The 21,239-nt window shown below is 61.8% G+C and carries 21 protein-coding genes; 15 read left to right on the forward strand and 6 right to left on the reverse strand.

Annotated elements, in window-relative coordinates; translation table 11 throughout:
- Positions 1-62: 62 nt before the first annotated feature.
- Positions 63-1,583 (reverse strand): acetaldehyde dehydrogenase ExaC, encoded by a 1,521-nt coding sequence (gene exaC / locus WH299_RS28400; RefSeq protein WP_339551956.1) that lies wholly within the window; start codon positions 1,581-1,583, stop codon positions 63-65.
- A 270-nt stretch (positions 1,584-1,853) separates the two neighbouring features.
- On the opposite strand from exaC, the gene WH299_RS28405 reads away from it, so the two are divergent.
- From WH299_RS28405 to WH299_RS28420, 4 genes are read left to right on the forward strand one after another with little or no spacing between them, the layout of a single operon-like run.
- Positions 1,854-3,752 carry a sigma-54-dependent Fis family transcriptional regulator gene (locus WH299_RS28405; protein ID WP_339551957.1) on the forward strand — a complete coding sequence of 633 codons (1,899 nt, stop codon included), beginning with the start codon at positions 1,854-1,856 and terminating at the stop codon, positions 3,750-3,752.
- Positions 3,753-3,809: 57 nt separating this feature from the next.
- Entirely contained in the window at positions 3,810-5,159 is a 1,350-nt protein-coding gene (gene mpl / locus WH299_RS28410; protein ID WP_126570787.1) for a UDP-N-acetylmuramate:L-alanyl-gamma-D-glutamyl-meso-diaminopimelate ligase, read from the forward strand.
- On the forward strand, positions 5,156-5,785 hold the full coding sequence (gene ubiX / locus WH299_RS28415; RefSeq protein WP_028618086.1) for a flavin prenyltransferase UbiX: 630 nt from the start codon (positions 5,156-5,158) through the stop codon (positions 5,783-5,785). Before mpl ends, ubiX begins: the two co-directional genes overlap by 4 nt.
- Positions 5,778-6,062 (forward strand): YceK/YidQ family lipoprotein, encoded by a 285-nt coding sequence (locus WH299_RS28420; protein ID WP_028618085.1) that lies wholly within the window; start codon positions 5,778-5,780, stop codon positions 6,060-6,062. The genes ubiX and WH299_RS28420 overlap by 8 nt, the downstream gene beginning before the upstream one ends.
- Positions 6,063-6,185: 123 nt before the next feature.
- On the opposite strand, the gene WH299_RS28425 is transcribed toward WH299_RS28420, so the two are convergent.
- The 3 genes from WH299_RS28425 to WH299_RS28435 all read right to left on the reverse strand — a co-directional run bounded on the left by WH299_RS28425 (position 6,186) and on the right by WH299_RS28435 (position 9,136).
- Positions 6,186-6,827 carry an oxidoreductase gene (locus WH299_RS28425; protein ID WP_122727863.1) on the reverse strand — a complete coding sequence of 214 codons (642 nt, stop codon included), beginning with the start codon at positions 6,825-6,827 and terminating at the stop codon, positions 6,186-6,188.
- A 29-nt stretch (positions 6,828-6,856) separates the two neighbouring features.
- Positions 6,857-8,575: a C13 family peptidase gene (locus WH299_RS28430; RefSeq protein ID WP_122727865.1), complete on the reverse strand. Its 1,719-nt coding sequence runs from the start codon at positions 8,573-8,575 to the stop codon at positions 6,857-6,859.
- A gap of 105 nt (positions 8,576-8,680) precedes the next feature.
- A complete protein-coding gene (locus WH299_RS28435; protein WP_010206803.1) occupies positions 8,681-9,136 on the reverse strand; it encodes a MaoC family dehydratase in 456 nt (151 codons plus the stop codon).
- Between the two features lie 177 nt (positions 9,137-9,313).
- Between WH299_RS28435 and WH299_RS28440 the strand changes: the two genes are divergently transcribed.
- The 3 genes from WH299_RS28440 to WH299_RS28450 are packed head-to-tail and all read left to right on the forward strand — an operon-like array spanning position 9,314 to position 10,992.
- Complete coding sequence (locus tag WH299_RS28440; RefSeq protein ID WP_016978575.1) at positions 9,314-9,667, forward strand: CidA/LrgA family protein; 354 nt, start codon at positions 9,314-9,316, stop codon at positions 9,665-9,667.
- Positions 9,664-10,380 (forward strand): LrgB family protein, encoded by a 717-nt coding sequence (locus WH299_RS28445; RefSeq protein ID WP_068937069.1) that lies wholly within the window; start codon positions 9,664-9,666, stop codon positions 10,378-10,380. The genes WH299_RS28440 and WH299_RS28445 overlap by 4 nt, the downstream gene beginning before the upstream one ends.
- A gap of 21 nt (positions 10,381-10,401) precedes the next feature.
- The gene (locus WH299_RS28450) at positions 10,402-10,992 is read left to right on the forward strand and encodes an LON peptidase substrate-binding domain-containing protein (protein WP_122727869.1); all 591 of its coding nucleotides are present in this window, start codon (positions 10,402-10,404) and stop codon (positions 10,990-10,992) included.
- Here WH299_RS28450 and WH299_RS28455 read toward each other — a convergent pair.
- Positions 10,989-12,305 (reverse strand): bifunctional DedA family/phosphatase PAP2 family protein, encoded by a 1,317-nt coding sequence (locus WH299_RS28455; RefSeq protein ID WP_339551958.1) that lies wholly within the window; start codon positions 12,303-12,305, stop codon positions 10,989-10,991. The two genes, WH299_RS28450 and WH299_RS28455, sit on opposite strands and share 4 nt — an antisense overlap.
- Before the next feature lie 16 nt (positions 12,306-12,321).
- Complete coding sequence (locus tag WH299_RS28460) at positions 12,322-13,005, reverse strand: DNA-3-methyladenine glycosylase (RefSeq protein ID WP_122727871.1); 684 nt, start codon at positions 13,003-13,005, stop codon at positions 12,322-12,324.
- A 175-nt stretch (positions 13,006-13,180) separates the two neighbouring features.
- Between WH299_RS28460 and WH299_RS28465 the strand changes: the two genes are divergently transcribed.
- The 8 genes from WH299_RS28465 to WH299_RS28500 all read left to right on the forward strand — a co-directional run bounded on the left by WH299_RS28465 (position 13,181) and on the right by WH299_RS28500 (position 21,206).
- A complete protein-coding gene (locus tag WH299_RS28465; protein WP_016978581.1) occupies positions 13,181-14,446 on the forward strand; it encodes a glutamate-5-semialdehyde dehydrogenase in 1,266 nt (421 codons plus the stop codon).
- On the forward strand, positions 14,446-15,090 hold the full coding sequence (gene nadD / locus WH299_RS28470) for a nicotinate-nucleotide adenylyltransferase (protein ID WP_122683563.1): 645 nt from the start codon (positions 14,446-14,448) through the stop codon (positions 15,088-15,090). The genes WH299_RS28465 and nadD overlap by 1 nt, the downstream gene beginning before the upstream one ends.
- Before the next feature lie 69 nt (positions 15,091-15,159).
- Positions 15,160-15,654: a ribosome silencing factor gene (rsfS, locus tag WH299_RS28475; protein WP_010206793.1), complete on the forward strand. Its 495-nt coding sequence runs from the start codon at positions 15,160-15,162 to the stop codon at positions 15,652-15,654.
- A 9-nt stretch (positions 15,655-15,663) separates the two neighbouring features.
- Positions 15,664-16,131 carry a 23S rRNA (pseudouridine(1915)-N(3))-methyltransferase RlmH gene (gene rlmH, locus WH299_RS28480; RefSeq protein ID WP_003176297.1) on the forward strand — a complete coding sequence of 156 codons (468 nt, stop codon included), beginning with the start codon at positions 15,664-15,666 and terminating at the stop codon, positions 16,129-16,131.
- Positions 16,132-16,146: 15 nt separating this feature from the next.
- Entirely contained in the window at positions 16,147-18,045 is a 1,899-nt protein-coding gene (gene mrdA / locus WH299_RS28485) for a penicillin-binding protein 2 (RefSeq protein ID WP_339551959.1), read from the forward strand.
- 31 nt (positions 18,046-18,076) lie between these two features.
- Positions 18,077-19,180: a rod shape-determining protein RodA gene (rodA, locus tag WH299_RS28490; RefSeq protein ID WP_042570827.1), complete on the forward strand. Its 1,104-nt coding sequence runs from the start codon at positions 18,077-18,079 to the stop codon at positions 19,178-19,180.
- Between the two features lie 17 nt (positions 19,181-19,197).
- Complete coding sequence (mltB, locus tag WH299_RS28495; protein ID WP_010206788.1) at positions 19,198-20,208, forward strand: lytic murein transglycosylase B; 1,011 nt, start codon at positions 19,198-19,200, stop codon at positions 20,206-20,208.
- A complete protein-coding gene (locus WH299_RS28500; protein WP_028618072.1) occupies positions 20,208-21,206 on the forward strand; it encodes a septal ring lytic transglycosylase RlpA family protein in 999 nt (332 codons plus the stop codon). The genes mltB and WH299_RS28500 overlap by 1 nt, the downstream gene beginning before the upstream one ends.
- Positions 21,207-21,239: the final 33 nt, after the last annotated feature.

The raw sequence follows: 21,239 nt of genomic DNA on the forward strand, positions 1-21,239 counted from the left end.
TTTTTTTTGGCCCCCCCCCCCCCGGGGGCCCCCCCCCCCCCCCCCCCCCCCCCACGAGAGGGTCAGAAGAACCCGAGTGGATTAATGTCGTAACTCACCAGCAAGTTCTTGGTCTGCTGGTAGTGATCCAACATCATCTTGTGCGTCTCACGGCCCACACCGGACTTCTTGTAACCACCAAACGCGGCATGCGCCGGGTACAGGTGATAGCAGTTGGTCCACACGCGGCCCGCCTTGATCGCGCGGCCCATGCGGTAGGCGCGGTTGATGTCGCGGGTCCACACGCCGGCGCCCAGGCCGAACTCGGTGTCGTTGGCAATTGCCAGGGCTTCGGCTTCGTCCTTGAAGGTGGTGATGCTCACCACCGGGCCGAAGATTTCTTCCTGGAATACGCGCATTTCGTTGGTGCCCTTGAGCAGGGTCGGCTGGATGTAATAGCCGCCGGCCATGTCGCCGGTGAGCTCCTCGACCTTGCCGCCGGTCAGCAGTTGCGCGCCTTCGCCTTTGGCGATTTCCAGGTAGGACAGGATCTTGTCGAACTGCTGCTCGGACGCCTGGGCGCCGACCATGGTGTCGGTGTCCAGCGGATCGCCGCGTTTGATCGACTCGATTTTCTTCATCACGACTTTCATGAAGTCGTCGTAGATCGACTCTTCCACCAGCGCACGGGAAGGGCAGGTGCACACTTCACCCTGGTTGAAGAACGCCAGCACCAAGCCTTCAGCGGCTTTCTCGATAAAGGATGGCTCGGCTTTCATGATGTCGGCGAAGAAGATGTTCGGCGACTTGCCGCCCAGTTCCACGGTGGACGGAATGATGTTCTCGGCCGCCGCATGCATGATGTGCGAGCCGACGGGCGTCGAGCCGGTGAAGGCAATCTTGGCAATGCGCTTGCTGGTGGCGAGGGCTTCGCCGGCTTCTTTGCCGAAGCCTTGAACCACGTTCAACACGCCAGGTGGCAACAGGTCTCCGATCACCTCCAGCAGCACGGTGATGCCCAGCGGGGTTTGCTCGGCGGGCTTGAGCACCACGCAGTTACCGGCGGCCAGGGCCGGTGCGAGTTTCCACGCGGCCATCAGGATCGGGAAGTTCCACGGGATGATCTGGCCGACCACGCCCAGCGGTTCATGGAAGTGGTAGGACGCGGTGTGTTCGTTGATTTCGGCGCTGGTGCCTTCCTGGGCGCGGATGCAGCCGGCGAAGTAGCGGAAGTGGTCGGCGGCCAGTGGGATGTCGGCGTTGAGGGTTTCACGCACGGCCTTGCCGTTGTCCCAGGTTTCGGTGATGGCCAGCAGTTCGAGGTTCTGTTCGATGCGGTCGGCGATTTTCAGCAGGACCAGCGCGCGGTCCTGGGCCGAGGTCTTGCCCCAGGCGTCGGCGGCGGCATGAGCGGCGTCCAGGGCCTTGTCGATGTCTTTGGCGGTGGAGCGCGGGAATTCGGCGATTGCCTTGCCATTGACCGGCGAGGTGTTGGTGAAATAGTTGCCATCGACCGGCGCAACGAACTCGCCACCGATGTAGTTGCCGTACTTGGCCTTGAACGAAACGATCGCGCCTTCAGTACCGGGGTGTGCGTAACGCATGGTGGGTATCTCCTGGCTTTTATGTTTATTCGGAGTGCAGCGCTGCTGCGCTTACAAAGCGTAGAGCAAAGGTTGGGCCACCGCTTTGCCGGCCAGGTAAATCAAGGGATTAGGCTTTGTAGCAAGGCGTTGCTGTGGCAAGCGCGATACAGGCGATGTGACAGTTTGTGCCACAAACGGTACAGCCTGTGACCGGTGGGTCGCCCCGGGTTGCATTGGCCGGATGGCTGGGGGATGCTGGCAGTTCTCACGCAGGGAGAATAATAAGAAATGCACAACGATCATTTCAGCCGCCATGCCCAGCAAGTCCTCACCGTGGCGCATGGCCGCGACCCGTCCAGCGATCCGTCCATCGCCCGCTCCTGGCTGCGTTGCCTGGAGGACTACCACCTCGACCCTGCGCAAACCATTGCACCCACTGTGCTTGAACATGGTCGCTTGCTGGAAAGCCGCGAGCGTCTGCAGCAAGTGCTGCACATCGCCGGCAGCGAGATGAACAGCCTGCATCAACAGCTCTCGGGCGCCGGCCATGCGGTGCTGCTCACGGATGCGCGCGGGGTGATCCTCAACTGTGTCACCGCGCCGTCCGAGCGCAAGATTTTCGAGCGCGCCGGGTTGTGGCTGGGTGCGGATTGGAGCGAGGCCTGCGAAGGCACCAATGGCATCGGCACCTGCCTGGTGGAGCGCCAATCCCTGACCATTCATCGTGACGAACACTTCCGTGGCCGGCATACCGGGCTGACCTGCTCGGCGAGCCCGGTGTTCGACCCTCATGGGGATCTGCTGGCGGTGTTGGATGTGTCCTCGGCGCGGGAGGCGGTGTCGCGCCAGAGCCAGTTCCACACCATGGCGCTGGTGAACCTGTCGGCGAAGATGATCGAGAGTTGTTACTTCCTGCGTCATTTCGAAAACCATTGGCTGTTGCGTTTTCACCTGCAGGCCGAGTCGGTGGGGCTGTTCAGTGAAGGGTTATTGGCGTTCGATGGCGAAGGGCGTATTTGTGCAGTGAACCAAAGTGCCCTGAACCTGCTTGGGCAGTTGCGGGGCGGTTTGCTGGGACAGCCTGTGGAGGGGTTTTTCGACTGTTCCCTGGATCAGTTGCTCGGCCGCGCCAGCGCCAATGCCACGGCCAGTTGGCCATTGCGCACCCGCAATGGTCGACAACTGTTTGCCGCATTGCGCGGGCAAGTGCGCAGCGTACCGGCGCCTTTCATCAAGCCTGCGCCTGCGCCGTTGCCCGGCATTTGCCTGGGCGATCCGACGCTGCAACAAGATTTCCGCAAGGCGCTGCGGGTGTTCGAACGCGATGTCCCGTTGTTGGTCAACGGCGAAACCGGTTCCGGCAAAGAAGCCTTTGCCAAGGCGGTGCACCTGGCCAGCCAACGTGCCGACAAGGCGTTCGTCGCACTCAATTGCGCCGCCATCCCGGAAAGCCTGATCGAGAGCGAGCTGTTCGGCTATCGCGGCGGCAGCTTTACCGGTGCGCGCAAAGAGGGCATGCAAGGCAAGTTGCAGCAAGCCGATGGCGGCACCCTGTTCCTCGATGAAATAGGCGACATGCCCCTGGCGTTGCAAACCCGGCTGTTAAGGGTGCTGGAGGATCGGCTGGTGGTCCCGCTCGGCGGTGAGCCCCAGGCGGTGAACGTACGAATTATCAGCGCCACCCACCGGAATTTGCTGGAGCGTGTGCAGGACGGCAGCTTCCGCGAAGATTTGTATTACCGGCTCAATGGCCTGGAAGTCGGCTTGCCGCCTTTGCGCGAGCGTAGCGATAAGTCCCAGCTATTGGATTTCCTGCTGGCCCAGGAGGCCAATGGTGAGTCGGTCGCCCTCGACCCGTCGGCGCGTGGGGCGTTGTTGGCGTTTGCCTGGCCGGGTAACGTCCGGCAGTTGCGCACGGTACTGCGCACCCTGGTGGCGCTTTGTGATGGTGGGCGTGTCGGCCTGGAGGATTTGCCCGTGCAGATTCGTCAGGCCCCACCCGTGCCGGTCGCGCAGGCCAAATCGATGGAATCGCCGTTGGAAGACGCTGAGCGCCTGGCATTGCTCACCGCTTTGCAGCAACAGCGTTGGCACATGACGCACACGGCAGAGCAACTGGGCGTCAGCCGCAACACACTGTATAGAAAGCTGCGCAGGCACGGCATCGCACGTCACGCCCTCAGCTAAAGGGTGCGATTTTCGCCCCCCTGCGCTAACCTGCCTCGATGTTTTACGAGGTCGACTATGCACATTCATATTCTCGGTATTTGCGGCACGTTCATGGGCTCGATGGCAGTACTGGCCAAAGAGCTGGGCCATCACGTGACAGGCTCCGACGCCAATGTCTATCCGCCCATGAGCACGCAACTCGAGGCCCAGGGCATCGAGCTGACCCAAGGCTACGACCCAGCGCAATTCGATCCGGTCCCGGACCTGGTGGTGATCGGCAACGCTATGTCCCGTGGCAACCCGGCGGTCGAATACGTACTCAATAAAGGTTTGCCTTATGTGTCCGGCCCGCAGTGGCTGGCCGACCATGTGCTGCAAGGCCGCTGGGTACTCGCGGTTGCTGGCACTCATGGCAAGACCACCACCAGCAGCATGCTGGCCTGGGTGCTGGAACATGCGGGCATGAGCCCGGGGTTCCTGATCGGCGGTGTACCGCAGAACTTCTCGGTGTCGGCGCGCCTGGGCGATACGCCGTTCTTCGTGATCGAGGCGGATGAATACGACAGCGCCTTCTTCGACAAGCGCTCCAAGTTCGTTCACTACCGCCCGCGCACGGCGATCCTGAACAACCTGGAATTCGATCACGCCGACATCTTCCCCGATCTGCCGGCCATCGAGCGTCAGTTCCATCACTTGGTGCGCACCATTGCGAGCGAAGGCTTGGTGATCCACCCGACCACCGAACCCGCCTTGCAGCGTGTGATCGAGATGGGCTGCTGGACCCCGGTGCAAACCACTGGCGCGGGCGGGCAGTGGCAGGTCAAGCTGCTCAGCGAAGACGGTTCCAGATTTGAAGTGCTGTTCGAAGGCCAAGCCCAAGGCATCGTCGAATGGGACATGACCGGCCAGCACAACGTCGCCAACGCCTTGGTCACCCTCGCAGCTGCGCGGCATGTAGGCGTGGTGCCGTCCATGGGCATTGCCGCGTTGAGCGCTTTCAAAAGCGTGAAGCGCCGCATGGAAAAAGTCGCTGATGTGAATGGGATTACCATTTATGACGATTTTGCCCACCACCCCACGGCCATTGCTACTACGTTGGATGGCCTGCGCAAACGGGTCGGTGATGCGCCGATCATCGCGATTGTCGAGCCGCGCTCCAACTCCATGAAGCTCGGTGCCCACCGCGATGGCCTGCCGGAAAGCGTCAACGATGCCGACCAAGTGGTCTGGTACGCGCCGGCCAACCTCGGCTGGGACCTGCCGGCGATTGCTGCCCTGTGCACTGTGCCGTCCATCGTCTGCGACTCCATCGAAGGCATCATTGAACACGTCAAGCACCAGGCCAAGCCGGGCACCCACGTGGTGGTCATGAGCAACGGCGGTTTTGGTGGCCTGCACGGCAAACTGGCCGAGGCGCTGAAATGAGTGGCCCGGAACGCGTCACGCTGGCGATGACCGGCGCCTCCGGTGCGCCTTATGGTTTGCGCCTGCTGGATTGTCTGGTGCGTGAAGACCGTGAGGTGCACTTCCTGATCTCCAAGGCCGCGCAACTGGTGATGGCCACCGAGACCGACGTGGCGCTGCCGCCCAAGGTACAGACGATGCAGGCCTTCCTCACCGAATACACCGGTGCGGCGGCGGGGCAGATCAAGGTCTACGGCAAAGAGGACTGGATGTCGCCCGTGGCGTCTGGTTCGGGTGCGCCGGCAGCGATGGTGGTGGTGCCGTGTTCCACCGGAACCCTGTCGGCGATTGCCACGGGTGCCTGCAACAACCTGATCGAGCGCGCAGCGGACGTGACCTTGAAGGAGCGCCGCCAGTTGATCCTGGTGCCCCGTGAAGCGCCGTATTCGAGCATTCACCTGGAGCACATGCTCAAGCTGTCGAACATGGGCGTGACGATTCTGCCGGCCTCGCCGGGGTTCTATCACCAGCCGCAGACCATCGATGACCTGGTGGATTTTGTGGTGGCGCGCATTCTCAACCTGCTGAACATCCCCCAAGACATGCTGCCGCGTTGGGGCGAACACCATCTGAGCAGCGATGAATAAGGCGCTGCTGATCGTGCTGGCACTGCAACTGACGGGCTGCGCCACGGCGCGCACGTTGGACGCGGCGCAACCTGGCGCACCGGTGGTGTATGCCGGCACGCGGTTGGATTTGTATGCAATGAATGGCGGTTGCTGCGCCAAGGACAGGTTTGGTGCCGAGGCGCCGGCTTATCCCGGTGTGGACCTGCCGGCGAGTGCGTTGCTCGATACGTTGTTGTTGCCGCTGTCGGTGTTGACGGTGTTGGGCGTTGGCTTCAATGCTACAGGCGGCCTATAGAGGTGTAGTGCCTGGGCTGGCCTCATCGCAGGCAAGCCAGCTCCCACATTTGATTGGGTTCACACGGTTCCAAATGTTGGAGCCGGGCTTGCCCGCGATGAGGCCAGCCAGGTCACCGCAGAATTACTTACCTAGCTTGCGCAACTCATCCGACTCCACCACCCGCACCCCATCCTGCTCTTCCAGCGCCAGGCGCCACATGGCCCGGGCCAGTTCGCACACTTCGATGCCACGGTATTTGCCGGGAATCAGCTTCGACAACGGCCCGGCCAGTTGTTCAGCCAAGCGCGGTTCCAGCCGTTCCCCCAACAGCAACGATGGCCGCACGATGGTCAGTTGTGGCCAGTCCTGGGCTTTCAACGACTCTTCCATTTCCCCTTTGACGCGGTTGTAGAAGATCGAGGATTTCGGGTCGGCGCCAATCGCGCTGATCACGATCAGGTGGCGTGCGCCCATTTCCCGCGCGCGTTTGGCAAAGGCCACGACCATGTCCAGGTCGACGGCGCGAAAAGCCGCTTCGGAACCCGCTTGTTTGAGGGTGGTGCCCAGGCAGCAGAAGGCGATATCCACCTGGCCGCTCAGTTGCGGCAGGAACACTGCCGGGTCGCCCACCGGGTTTTCCAGGTGCGGGTGTTCGGCCAGTGGCTTGCGGCTGGGTGCCAGCACCCGGGTCACGGTAGGTTCGTTGAGCAGGCGGTCGAGCAGGTGTTCGCCGGTGAGGCCAGAGGCGCCAGCGAGCAAGATATGCTGCGGTGTCAGGTACATGGTGTTTCCCCCTCGTTACACATTACAGCTTAGTTGCCTTTGGCTTCCTTGCTATTCATTGAGACGCTTTCGAGCGCCTTTCGTGCCTGCTGTTTGCGTAATAATTGCCAGTGGGCGATCACGCCCTTGGGGGCCCAGATTTGCGGTTCGGAGGCTTCGAAGTTGTCCGCCTGTTCGCGTTCGGCCACATGCAGTTGCGCCAGCTTGAAGGCTTGCTGCAAGTCGTCGGTCTGGTTGAAGGCTTGGGCGAAGAGGGCGTCGCCAAAGTAGGTGAAGTCAGCTTCCTCGGAGCAACCGAAGGACACGCGATCGGCACGGGACGCGGTCATGATCAAGGTACGATCATCCTTCAAGGCCGGGATGAAACCACCGGAGTAGCAGGCGGAAATCACCACGATCTTGTCCCGGTTCTTGAGCGGCGCCAGCACGGCGGCCAACTCATCGGCGGGCAGGTCGGCCAGCTCCATGCGCGGTTGGTCGAGCACCAGTTCGTGTTCGTGGGTGCCGTGGCTGGTCATGTAGATAAACACCAGGTCTTCCGGCCCGGTGCGGTCGGCTAGGGTCTGCGCGGCGCGGCGCAGGCTTTCGCGAGTGGCCAGGGGGCGGTCGGCAATGTGGTCGCGGTGGTTGACCAGGCGAATCTGTCCGCGTGCGCCAAAGCGGGTGGCGAGCATGTTGCTGACATAATCGGCTTCGCGCAGGAACACGCTCTGCTTGCCGTCGCCGGCCACGGCCAGGGTGTACAGCTCCACGGCCGGAGTGGAGGCGGGCACGGCGGCGAGGGCGGCGTCGAGCAAGCGGCCCTGGGCGAGCACGCCGATTTCCAGCGGGTCGGGCAGCAGTTTGCCGTCGGCGTCACGCACGCGCATGCCGTTGACCCAGGTGCCGGCCTGTACGGTGCCGTCGGTGAGGACCAGGGTGCCTTTACCTTGATAGCTGTCGCTGTCGAAACCGCCGATATAGAAGCTGCCGTCGGTGAGGTTCAGGCGGCCTTCACCCGTGAAACGCCAATCGCTGAACTGGCCGACATAGTGGCTGCCGTCGACGCCGATCAATTCGCCCTTGCCGGTGAGCGCGCCCTCCTTGAACTGGCCGATCCACACGTCGCCGTCGGCGTTCTCGTAGCGGCCTTTGCCGTTCAGTTGGTTTTGTTTGAACTGGCCGACATAGATGTCGCCGTCGGCACTGTTGAACGTGCCATTACCTTCCAACTGGCCATCAACGAAATGACCGCTGAACTGGTTGCCGCTGTCGTCGTTGCGCTGGCCTTCGCCATTCGGCTTGCCGTGGGCGAATTGGCCCTGATATTGGCTACCGTCGGCCAGTTCCAGGCGACCGAGGCCGGAATACTGGTCGTCCTTGAACTCGCCGCGGTAGGTCATCTGCCCCTCTTTAAGGGTGCCTTCACCGTTGCGTCGACCATTCTTGAAGCCGCCCACATAGTGGCTGCCCGCCGTGGTCAGGCTGCCCTGGCCGTCGAACAGGCCTTGCTTGAACTGGCCTTTATAGACTTCGCCATTGCTGCCGTGCCACTCGCCTTGGCCATGCCACTGGCCTTTGTCGAACTGGCCGGCGTACCAGCTGCCGTTGGGATAGTCCACGCGGCCCTGGCCTTGCAGCAAGCCATCGACCACATCGCCCCGGTAACGGCCGCCGTCGGGCAGGCGCGCATCGGGCGGCAACAGCGATTCGCCGTCTCCGCAAGCGGTGAGCAACAGGGCAAGGGCGAGGGGAGCGAGTGGGCGCATAGCGGGATCCGGATAATTGAGCGCCGAGTATGCCGCAGCTGCGAGTTTCATACATAAATTTACATACACTGTGGTGAGGTTTATATCCCCACCACAAGCGCGGGCTTACACAAAGTAGAGCGACAACGACTCCGCAATGTAAGCCGGTTTTTCCTGGCCTTCGATTTCCAGGGTGGCAGTGGCCTTGAGCAGCCATTGGCCGGGCTTTTTCTCGGTGACGTCATTGAGCGTCACGTTCAGGCGTACCTTGGAATTGACCTTGACCGGCTGGATGAAACGCACGCTGTCCAGGCCATAGTTGACGGCCATCTTCAGGCCTTCGGGCACGATCAGCAGGTCTTCCATCAGCTTGGGCATCAGCGACAGCGACAGGAAACCGTGGGCGATGGTGCTGCCGAACGGGGTTTGCGCGGCCTTGACCGGGTCGACGTGGATGAACTGATGATCGCCAGTGGCTTCTGCGAACAGGTTGATACGCGCCTGGTCGATGGTGAGCCATTCGGAACGTCCCAGTTCCTTGCCGACATAATCTTTGAGCTGCGCTACGGGTACATAGGGCATTGCGTCTCTCCTTGGTTCATCACGCTGTGTACAACGTCTGGTTTTTTATGGGTTACAGAGAACCAATGTAGATCATCATGGCCAATCGGCTCGGTCAACCCACCATGCTTTTGGCGAATGCCGGTGCATAGGGCGGGCATGCTTATAATGCGGGCGAGTCTTGAGGGGGAAGAACGGATGCTGTTACGTGGCCTGACCTGGCTGGTGCTGTTTCAACTGATCGGCACGGCGATCAATCATTTGCTGTTGCCGGTGCTGCCGGGGCCGATCATCGGCTTGCTGCTGATGCTGGGTTTCCTGATCTGGAAGGGCGAAGTCGGCGAGCCCTTGAGCCTGGCCGCCAGCAGTCTATTGCGTTACTTGCCGTTGCTGTTGGTGCCGCCGGCGGTGGGGGTGATGGTGTATGCCAAGGACATTGCCGCGGATTTCTGGGCCATTGTTGGCGCGCTGGTGCTGTCGCTGGTGATCGCCATGGGCTTCGTCGGTGTGTTGATGCAGCAGATGGTCAAGCGCAAGGAGAAGGATCAATGATCTTCGACTGGCAGGGCGCGTGGACGGCGGTGATTCATCACCCGTTGTTCGGCATCGGCATCACCCTCGGCGCTTATCAGCTGGTACTGGCAGGGTTCGAGAAAACCCGCTGGATCTTCCTGCAACCGGTGCTGGTGTCCATGCTGTTGGTGATCGGCGTGCTGATCAGCTGTGGCCTGAGCTACGCCGAGTACCGCAAGAGCACCGAGATCATGGGCATCCTGCTCGGCCCGGCGACGGTGGCCCTGGCGGTGCCGCTTTACCTGAACCTGCGGCGCATTCGCCAATTGTTCTGGCCGATTTTTACTACGCTGGTGATAGGTGGGGTGTTGGCCACCGGCCTGTGTGTGCTGCTGGGTTGGTGGTTTGGCGCCGAACACATGATGCTGATGACCATGGCCCCCAAGTCGGTGACGTCGCCGATCGCCATGCTGGTGGCTGAACAGATTGGCGGCGTGGCGGCGCTGGCGGCGGTATTTGTGCTGATCACCGGCGTGATCGGCGCGATGATTGGCCCGGCGTATCTGTCCCGCCTGGGTGTGCACAGTCCCGAGGCGCGCGGCATGGCGTTGGGCATGACGGCCCACGCCGTGGGCACCTCGGTGGCCCTGCAGGAAAGCGAAGAATGCGGCGCCTTTGCAGCGCTGGCGATGAGTCTGATGGGCGTGGCCACGGCGGTATTCCTGCCGCTGGCCGTGTCGGTGATCGTTTAAACCGGGTTTAAGGAAACCTTTATGAGTCTGGCGCTGTTCCCGCTCAATACTGTGCTGTTCCCTGGCTGCACCCTCGACCTGCAACTGTTCGAGGCGCGCTACCTGGACATGGTCGCGCGTTGCATGAAAAAGGGCGAAAGCTTCGGCGTGGTGTGCATTCTTGAAGGCCAGGAGGTGGGCACGGCACCCGACGGCTACGCATTGATCGGCTGTGAAGCGCTGATCCGTGACTTCAAACAACAAGACAATGGCTTGTTGGGAATTCGTGTCGAAGGCGGGCGCCGCTTCCGCGTGCGGGACGCTGGCGTGCAGAAAGATCAGTTGCTGGTGGCCGAGGTGCAATGGCTCGCAGAACTGCCGGATCAACCCTTGGAAGAGGAAGACGCCGACCTGCTGGCGCTGCTCCAAGCGTTGGCCGAGCACCCGATGGTGGCCTCACTGGACATGGACGCCCACGCCGACGGGCAGCAAGCCTTGGGCAATCAGTTGGCGTATCTGCTGCCCTTCACCGAGGCCGACAAGATCGACCTGCTGCAACTTGATGACCCGCAGCAGCGCCTGGATGCGATCCAGATGCTGCTCGACGAGTTGCAGGGCGAACTGTTCACTTAATAGGCGTAGCGCAGCAGGGCGTGGGGCGTGCCGGTGAGCGCGATGAAACTCAGCACCGCGACCAGCGCCGGCAGCAACAGCCACCAGGTTTTTTGCGACATGGCCGGCAGCGGGCTTCGGTACTGGCTGACGCCCAGGCTGAACGCGCACACCGTCATCGCCAGCAGCGTGCCAGCCAGGATGTCCGTGGGCCAATGGGCACCGAGGTAAACCCGTGACAGCGCAATGAACGCGGCGGGAATGCAGCCCAGCAACATCCAGGTCAGGCGCAACCGCACGGGTTGCCCGCGACCGGCCAGGATCGCCAGGGCCAGGAAAAACGCGAACGCCCCGGACGCATGGCCGCTGGGCATGCTGAAACTGGTCAACGGGTCTGTCAGAATTTCCGGGCGGCCTCGCGCGAAAAACAGCTTGGTCCCCGTGTTGATCACCGCAGCCCCGGCCAGCGTTGCGCCGACAAACACGGCATGGCGCCATTGTCGCGCCAGTAGCAAGAGACCGGTGAACACGGCACTGGCGAAGAACATCTTCTTGAATTCGCCCAATTGGGTGATGCGTACCATTACCTCGTCCAGCCAGGGGCTGCGATGTTCCTGCACCAGGGCGCTGAGGCCTTTGTCGAAGTTGTCCAGCGAGTGGTAGCCAATAAACAACGCGATCAACAGCACCAGGCTGGCACAGCCAATCCACAAGGTGGCGCGACGATGGCCGCGCAAGCTGCTGTTCAGGCTCAGTCCAATCAATACCGCAAGGCATCCCGCAACTACTGCCGCTTCGGGCCAGAAACCTTCGGGCAAAGGCAGACGGAAAGCCGCGCCGGTCGCCCAGCCTGGCAGCAGATACGCCACCGACCAGCCTGCGGCCGCGACGATGCTGACAATCGCAAAGCGCGGGAAGGGCATGTCGCACATCCCGGCCACCATCGGCAGCATGGGCCGCAGCGGGCCGATGAAGCGGCCGACCAACAGGCTGGCGATGCCGTACTTGTGGAAGTAGGTCTCGGCGCCGTTCATCCATTCAGGGTGGTGACGTAAGCCGGGCAAGCGCCGGATGTTCTGATGGAAATGTCGGCCCAGGAAGTAGGAAACCGCATCACCCAGTAGACCGCCGAGGAAACCCAGCAACAGGGTTTCACTGAGTGGCAACGCACCGCTGCCGGCGAGGGCGGCAATGGCAAACAACAACACCGTGCCCGGCACGATCAACCCGGCGATGGCCAGGCACTCCACGCACGCGACGATAAACACCGCGACCGCCAGCCATTCGGGGTTCAGGGTCAACCAGCCGGTAATGCTATCGAGCCATTGGCCCATACAATCCACTCCATGCTCAAATCAAAAAATAATCTCGGCCTTCGACCTGGCCGCGGCGCAGCGGGTTCCGCGTGCAATAAGGCGCGTAGCCAGCATCGACGAAGCGGTACATCAGGTGTTCATCACGGCCGCTGGGGATGCCCAGGCGCGTGGTCTGGATAATCTGGGTCGGGGTCTGGCCGACGTCTTCAACGTAGAGCAGTTCCTGATCGAAGCGCTTGGCGTCCCACATCGGCACCTTCAGCCCCAAGGCTTTGCACAATAGGGTCTGGCCAGCGCACAGCTTTTGCGAAGCGCGTGGGCTGCCGTCGGCATTCGGGTTGTTCAGCAGCATCTGCGCAAGGCTCGCCGGGCCGGATAATTCATCGACCCACGGATAGGCCGATTTGATCAACACGGCATTACCCGGTCCATGGGCGCTGAAGTTCAGGGAATCGCCGCCACGGGCGTAGTACATGTAGATATGGCCGCCGTCCAGAAACAAAGCCTTACGTTTTTCTGTGTAGCCCAATGAGGCGTGACTGCCTTTTTCGGCCACGTAATAGGCTTCGGTTTCAATAATTCGCGCCGAAAGCCAGATTTTTCCCACGCGATGGCGTATGACTTTTCCGAGCAAATCTCGCGCGAGCGTTTGTGCGTCACGGTCGAAAAAGCTATCGGGCAGGGCGCTTGCGGGGAGTTGGGGCGATGAGCTGGGCATGGCAGTCAGGGGTAAATACGGCTAAATGTGACGGAATCATAACAACTCCCACCTTAATTACCGCTGAACCCCAGGTTTTTACAGTTCATTTCGACCATCCGCCCCTCACCGCTGTCAGTCGGGCGGCGTCACAGCTATAATCTGCCGCTTTCCTCCCTGCCAAGACTCCCTGACCATGACTGAGTCCGTTCTTGACTACATGACCCGCCTGGGTCGCGCTGCCCGTCAGGCCTCGCGGTTGATCGCCCGTGCGAGCACCGCGCAGAAGAACCGCGCCCTGCTGGCCGCCGCCGACGCTCTGGATGCTTCGCGCTCCGAGCTCACCGCCGCCAACGAGCAAGACCTGGCCAACGGCCGCGCCAATGGCCTGGAACCGGCCCTGCTGGACCGCCTGGCGCTGACCCCGGCACGTATCGACGACATGATCGAAGGCCTGCGTCAGGTAGCCAAGCTGCCTGACCCCATCGGTGAAATCCGCGATATGCGTTACCTGCCGTCCGGCATCCAGGTCGGTAAGATGCGCGTGCCCCTGGGCGTGATCGGCATCATTTACGAGTCGCGCCCGAATGTGACCATCGACGCCGCGAGCCTGTGCCTCAAGTCTGGCAATGCCACCATCCTGCGTGGCGGTTCCGAGGCGATCAATTCCAACCGTGCCATCGCCGCGTGCATCCAGCAGGGCCTGGCCGTGGCCGAGTTGCCCGCCGAAGTGGTGCAGGTGGTAGAAACCACCGACCGCGCCGCCGTGGGCGCGCTGATCACCATGCCGGAATTCGTCGACGTGATCGTGCCACGCGGTGGCAAGAGCCTGATCGAGCGCGTCAGTCGCGATGCCAAGGTGCCGGTGATCAAGCACCTGGATGGCGTGTGCCATGTCTACATCGACATCGCCGCCGACATTGACAAGGCGATCCGCATCGCCGACAACGCCAAGACCCACCGCTACGCCCCATGCAACACCATGGAAACCCTGCTGGTGCACGTCGGCATTGCCGAGCGCGTGCTGCCGCCGCTGGCTGCCATCTACCGTGACAAAGGTGTTGAGCTGCGCGGTTGTGAGCGCACCCGTGCGCTGTTGGGCGCGGACGTAATTGAAGCGACCGAGCTGGACTGGTACACCGAATACACGGCGCCGATCCTGTCGATCAAGCTGGTCGACGACCTGGACGAAGCCATCGAACACATCAACACCTACGGCTCCAAGCACACTGACGCCATTGTTTCCGAGCATTTCAGCGATGCCCGGCGTTTCCTCAACGAAGTGGATTCCGCTTCGGTGATGATCAACGCCTCGACGCGTTTTGCCGACGGCTTCGAGTACGGCCTTGGGGCGGAGATCGGTATCTCCACCGACAAGCTGCACGCACGCGGCCCGGTTGGTCTGGAAGGCCTGACCAGCGAGAAGTACGTGGTGTTCGGCGACGGTCATGTGCGCACTTGATGGGTAAACGCATCGGGCTGCTCGGCGGTACTTTCGACCCCGTGCACATTGGCCATTTGCGCAGTGCCCTGGAAGTCGCGGATGCCCTTGCGCTGGACGAGTTGCGTGTGATGCCCAACGCTCGGCCGCCCCATCGCGATACGCCGCAAGTGTCGCCGCAGCAGCGCCTGGAAATGGTGCGCCTGGCGGTGCAAGGCATATCGCCGTTGGTGGTGGACGACCGCGAGCTCAAGCGCGACAAACCGTCCTACACTGTTGACACCCTGGAACTGATGCGCGCCGAGTTGGCCGTGGATGACCAGTTGTTTCTGCTTTTGGGCTGGGACGCATTTTGCGGCCTGCCCTCTTGGCATCGCTGGGAGGAACTCCTCCAGCATTGCCACATCCTGGTTTTGCAACGCCCGGATGCCGACAGCGAACCGCCGGATGCCTTGCGCAACCTGCTGGCCGCGCGGTCGGTAAGTGACCCCTTGGCCCTGACCGGGCCGAACGGGAATATTGCATTCGTCTGGCAGACCCCGCTTGCGGTGTCCGCCACCCAGATCCGTCAACTGCTGGCCAGCGGTAAGTCGGTACGTTTCCTGGTGCCTGACGCGGTCCTGGCCTACATCGATGCGCACGGGCTTTACCGTGCGTCGAACTGAAAAGGCGCGCTTGAACGCACGAATCAATGTGCAGCGAGCGCCCGAACATACGAGCAAAACGAGTTTTATATGACGAACAAAGACGTAAGCAAAGTTAAGCGCAAAGGCACCTTCAAAAGCGCTCCGCTGCCAGTAGAAGCCCACACCGGCCCTGAGCTGGCCGGCGAAGAGCTGGTAAAAGTCGCCGTGGCCGCCCTGGAAGACGTTAAAGCCCAGGACATCCAAGTGCTTGACGTGCGCGACAAGCAGAGCATCACCGACTACATGATCATCGCCACCGGTACCTCGAACCGCCAGATCGGCGCGATGCTGGACAAGGTCCGCGAAGCCGTCAAAGCCCAGGGCGTGAAGCCATTGGGTGAAGAAGGTAAGGGCGACAGCGACTGGGTGCTCCTGGACATGGACGACGTGATCGTTCACATGATGACCTCCAACGCCCGCCAGTTCTACGACCTGGAGCGTCTGTGGAAAGGCGCTGAGCAGAGCCGTGCCGCCGATGGCAAGCACCACAGCCCGGAAGTGGGCCACGCGCACTTCGACAAGCTGAACAAAGACCAGGAATAAGGAACGGCTGTGCGCCTGCGTCTGATCGCTGTCGGTTCACGCATGCCCAAGTGGGTGGAAGAAGGCTGGCACGAGTATGCCAAGCGTCTACCCGCTGAGCTGTCGCTTGAACTGGTGGAAATACCGCTTAACACCCGGGGCAAGAATGCCGATGTGGCGCGCTTTATCCGTCAGGAAGGCGAAGCCATGTTGGCCAAGGTCGGCCCCAACGAGCGCATCGTCACCCTTGAAGTGCACGGCAAACCCTGGAGCACCGAGCAGTTGGCGGTGGAACTGGATCGCTGGCGCCTGGATTCGCGTACGGTCAACTTCATGGTCGGCGGCCCCGAAGGGCTGGCGCCGGAAGTCTGTGCGCGAGCAGATCAGCGTTGGTCGTTGTCGGCGCTGACGTTGCCGCACCCGTTGGTACGGATTCTGATCGGTGAACAGCTGTATCGCGCCTGGACAGTTCTGTCCGGGCACCCTTACCACAAATAATCTGCGCCTCTCCCGATGACCCAGCCGATCCGCATCAAGGACCACGAGAAAGACGCACGTCTTGTACGCGCTCGCGTGGTGTTTGGCGCAATCATGGTGGTGGCGTTGTTGGGCGTGCTGATCGCGCGCCTGTATTTCCTGCAGGTGATCCAGTATGACTATCACTCCACCTTGTCGGAAAACAACCGGGTGCATGTGCAACCGATTCCGCCAACCCGTGGGCTGATTTTCGACCGCAATGGCGTGGTGGTCGCGGATAACCGGCCCAGCTTCAGCCTGAGCATGACCCGCGAGCGTTCCGGCGACTGGCAGCAGATCCTCGATGTGATCGTCGAGGTGCTGCAGCTGACGCCGGAAGACCGGGTGATCTTCGAAAAACGCATGAAGCAGGGGCGCCGGCCGTTCGAGCCGGTGCCCATCCTGTTCGAGCTGACCGAAGAACAGATCGCGCGGATCGCGGTGAACCAGTTCCGTCTACCGGGTGTGGAAGTGGTGGCGCAGTTGGTGCGGCATTACCCGCAAGGGCCGCACTTTGCCCACTCTGTCGGCTACATGGGGCGGATCAACGAGAAAGAGCTGAAGACCCTCGATCCGGTCAATTACAGTGGCACCCACCATATCGGCAAGACCGGCATCGAGCGCTTCTACGAGCCCGAGCTGCACGGCCAGGTGGGTTACGAAGAAGTTGAGACCAACGCCCGTGGCCGCGTGCTGCGAGTGCTCAAGCGCACCGACCCGGTGCCGGGCAAGGACATCGTGCTGAGCCTGGACATCAAGCTGCAGGAAGCGGCGGAAATGGCCCTGGGCGGTCGTCGCGGCGCGGTGGTTGCGCTGGACCCGAAGACGGGCGAAGTGCTGGCGATGGTCAGCCAGCCAAGCTTCGACCCCAACCTGTTCGTGACGGGCATCAGCTTCAAGGCCTACGCCGAGTTGCGCGATTCCATCGACCGGCCGCTGTTCAACCGCGTACTGCGGGGCCTGTATCCGCCAGGGTCGACGATCAAGCCGGCGGTGGCGATTGCCGGTCTGGACGCGGGTGTGGTCACGGCCTCCAGCCGCGTGTTCGACCCGGGCTACTACATGCTGCCCAACTATGACCACAAATACCGTAACTGGAACCGCAGCGGTGACGGCTATGTCGACTTGGACACCGCAATCATGCGCTCCAACGACACCTATTTTTACGACCTGGCCCATAAGCTGGGTATCGATCGCTTGTCCGCCTACATGGGCAAGTTCGGCCTCGGCCAGAAGGTCTCCCTGGACATGTTCGAAGAATCCCCCGGCCTGATGCCGTCGCGGGAATGGAAGCGTGCGACCCGCCGCCAGGCGTGGTTCCCGGGCGAAACCCTGATTCTGGGTATCGGCCAGGGCTATATGCAGGCCACGCCGCTGCAACTGGCCCAGGCGACCGCACTGGTGGCCAACAAAGGCATCTGGAACCGTCCGCACCTGGCCAAGACCATCGAAGGCGAAAAACCCTTGGATGAGAACCCGATCCCGGACATCGTGCTGCGCGACCCGTCCGACTGGACCAAGGTCAACCATGGCATGCAGCAAGTGATGCACGGCGCCCGCGGTACTGCGCGCAAGGCGGCGGTCGGTGCGCAATACCGCATCGCCGGCAAGAGCGGTACCGCCCAGGTCGTGGCGATCAAGCAGGGCGAGAAATACGACCGCACCAAGGTCCAGGAGCGCCACCGTGACCACGCCTTGTTTGTCGGCTTCGCCCCGGCGGACGACCCGAAAATCGTGGTGGCGGTGATGGTCGAGAACGGCGAGTCCGGCTCCGGCGTCGCGGCGCCCGTGGTGCGCCAAGTGATGGACGCCTGGCTGTTGGCCGACGACGGCAGGCTCAAGCCCGAATATGGCGGCCCCCCTTCAAGTACCGAGGTTACGGCCCGTGAAGAGTAATTTTGACCGCATCCTCTCCAGCGAAGATGTGATGCGTCGCCGTGCGACGTTGCTGCAGCGCATGCACATTGATGGCCCGTTGCTGATCCTGCTGCTGACCCTGGCGGCCGGCAGCCTGTTCGTGCTGTATTCGGCCAGTGGCAAGAACTGGGACTTGCTGATCAAGCAGGCTTCGTCGTTCGGCCTTGGGTTGTTGTCGATGGTGGTGATCGCCCAGCTTGAGCCGCGCTTCATGGCGCGCTGGGTGCCGCTCGGTTACGTGGCCGGCGTGTTACTGCTGGTGGTGGTGGACGTGATGGGCCACAACGCAATGGGCGCGACCCGCTGGATCAACATTCCGGGGGTGATTCGCTTCCAGCCGTCGGAATTCATGAAGATTCTGATGCCGGCGACCATCGCCTGGTACCTGTCCAAGCGCACCTTGCCGCCGCAGCTCAAGCACGTGGGGATCAGCCTGATCCTGATTGGCGTGCCGTTTATCCTGATCGTGCGCCAGCCCGACCTCGGCACCTCGTTGCTGATCCTGGCGGGCGGTGCGTTCGTGCTGTTCATGGGCGGATTGCGCTGGCGCTGGATCCTCAGCGTGCTGGCCGCCGCCGTGCCCGTGGCCGTGGCCATGTGGTTCTTCTTTATGCATGACTACCAGAAGCAGCGGATCCTCACCTTTCTCGACCCGGAAAGCGACCCGCTGGGCACCGGCTGGAACATCATCCAGTCGAAGGCCGCCATCGGCTCCGGTGGAGTATTTGGTAAGGGTTGGTTACTGGGCACCCAGTCGCATTTGGACTTTTTGCCGGAAAGCCATACCGACTTCATCATTGCAGTAATGGGCGAAGAGTTCGGCCTGGTGGGCATTTGCGCGCTGTTGCTGATCTATTTGCTGTTGATTGGTCGCGGCCTGGTGATCACCGCCCAGGCGCAGACACTGTTCGGCAAATTGCTGGCCGGTGCCTTGACCATGACTTTTTTTGTTTACGTTTTCGTCAACATCGGTATGGTCAGTGGCCTGTTGCCGGTGGTTGGGGTGCCGTTGCCGTTCATTAGCTACGGCGGAACTTCGCTGGTGACATTGCTGTCAGCGTTTGGGGTTTTGATGTCGATTCATACGCATCGCAAATGGATCGCGCAGGTTTGAATAAGGTGAAGATGTCAATGCAAGTAATGCGCGGCTGGGCGACTCGGCACGCGTCCTGGATGGGCCTGATTGGGCTGCTGGGCGCAACGCAAGAGGCGCAGGCCGGTGACTACGATGGTTCACCCCAGGTCGCCGAGTTTGTCGGTGAAATGACCCGCGACTATGGTTTCGCCGGTGAACAACTGATGGGCGTGTTCCGCGAAGCCCAGAAAAAGCAGGCGATCCTCGACGCCATCTCCCGCCCTGCCGAACGTGTGAAGCAGTGGAAGGAATACCGCCCGATGTTCCTGACGGACGCCCGCGTGGCGCGGGGCGTGGATTTCTGGCGCCAGCACGAGGCCGTACTGGCCCGCGCCGAGCAGGAGTACGGTGTACCGGCCCAGGTGATTGTCTCGATCATTGGCATCGAAACCTTCTACGGGCGCAATACCGGCAGCTACCGGGTGATCGACGCCTTGTCGACCCTGGGCTTCGATTACCCGCCGCGCGCTGACTTCTTCCGCAAGGAACTGCGCGAATTCCTGCTGCTGGCCCGTGAAGAACAGGTCGACCCGCTGACACTCAAAGGCTCCTACGCCGGTGCGATGGGCTTGCCGCAGTTCATGCCGAGCAGCTTCCGCGCCTATGCGGTGGATTTTGATGGCGACGGGCATATCAACATCTGGAGCAACCCCGACGATGCCATCGGCAGCGTGGCCAGCTACTTCAAACGCCACGGCTGGGTAGCCGGCGAGCCGGTGGTGATCCGCGCCGATGTCACCGGTGACCGCGCTGATGAAGGCCTGACCCAGGGCATCGAGCCGGCCAAGACGGTCGGGGAGTTGCGGGCGCTGGGCTGGTCGAGTCAGAATGCGCTGCCGGATGATATGCCGGTCACGGCGTTCCGCCTTGAAGGCGAAAACGGCCCGGAATACTGGATGGGCCTGAAGAATTTCTACGCAATCACGCGTTATAACCGCAGTGTGATGTACGCCATGGCCGTGCATCAGCTGTCAGACATGCTGGTCCAAGCACGGGGCAACAAGTAATGCGGGCATCGCCGTTCAATCAACCGCTCAAGCTGGTGGCGTTCGCCGCGTTGTCCCTGCTGGTCGTCAGTTGCTCCACCAGCCGTGGCCCGGCGCCGAAGTCCGGGGGCGCGGTTGTCCGTTCCCAGCCGGGTCTGGACATCAACCGCGCGCACAAAGACGGCGCGCCGTGGTGGGACGTCGACGTGTCGAAGATCCCGGATGCTACGCCGACCCTGCACACCGGTCCGTACAAGGCCAACCCCTACACCGTGCTGGGCAAAAGCTACTTCCCGTTGCAAGAGTCCAAGACCTACGTGCAATCGGGTACGGCGTCCTGGTACGGCACCAAGTTCCATGGCCAGAACACCGCCAACGGCGAAGTGTATGACCTGTACGGCATGAGCGCGGCGCACAAGACCTTGCCGCTGCCCAGCTATGTACGCGTGACTAACCTGGACAACAATCGCACAGTGATCCTGCGCGTGAACGACCGTGGCCCGTTCTACTCGGACCGCATCATCGACTTGTCCTACGCTGCCGCGAAGAAACTTGGTTACGCCGAAACCGGCACCGCGCGCGTGAAGGTCGAAGGTATCGACCCGGCGCAGTACTGGGCCCAGCGTGGCAAGCCGGCACCGTTGATGCTCAATGAGCCGCAAACCCAACAGCCGCAAGTGACTGCTTCCACCGGCAAGATCGAGCAATGGACGCCGCCACCGGCACAGCACGCGCCTGACACGGTGGTCGTGCCCCATGCGGCGCCTGGTGCGTCCATGGCTGGCGGGCAATACCTGCAGGTCGGCGCTTTCGCCAACCCGGATGCGGCAGAACTGTTAAGGTCCAAGCTCAGTGGCATGGTCAACGCGCCGGTGTTCATTAGCTCCATCGTGCGTAACCAGCAAACCTTGCACCGTGTACGCATGGGCCCGATCGGCTCGCCGAGCGAAGTGGCACACGTTCAGAACAGCGTGCGCATGGCCAACCTGGGGCAACCCAGCGTCGTCACTGCCGAATAATAGAGAATTGATGGTTCAGGCTCGTGCGCGGGC

Source organism: Pseudomonas sp. MYb541 (genome assembly GCF_037479595.1).
GTDB classification, from domain to species: domain Bacteria; phylum Pseudomonadota; class Gammaproteobacteria; order Pseudomonadales; family Pseudomonadaceae; genus Aquipseudomonas; species Aquipseudomonas canadensis.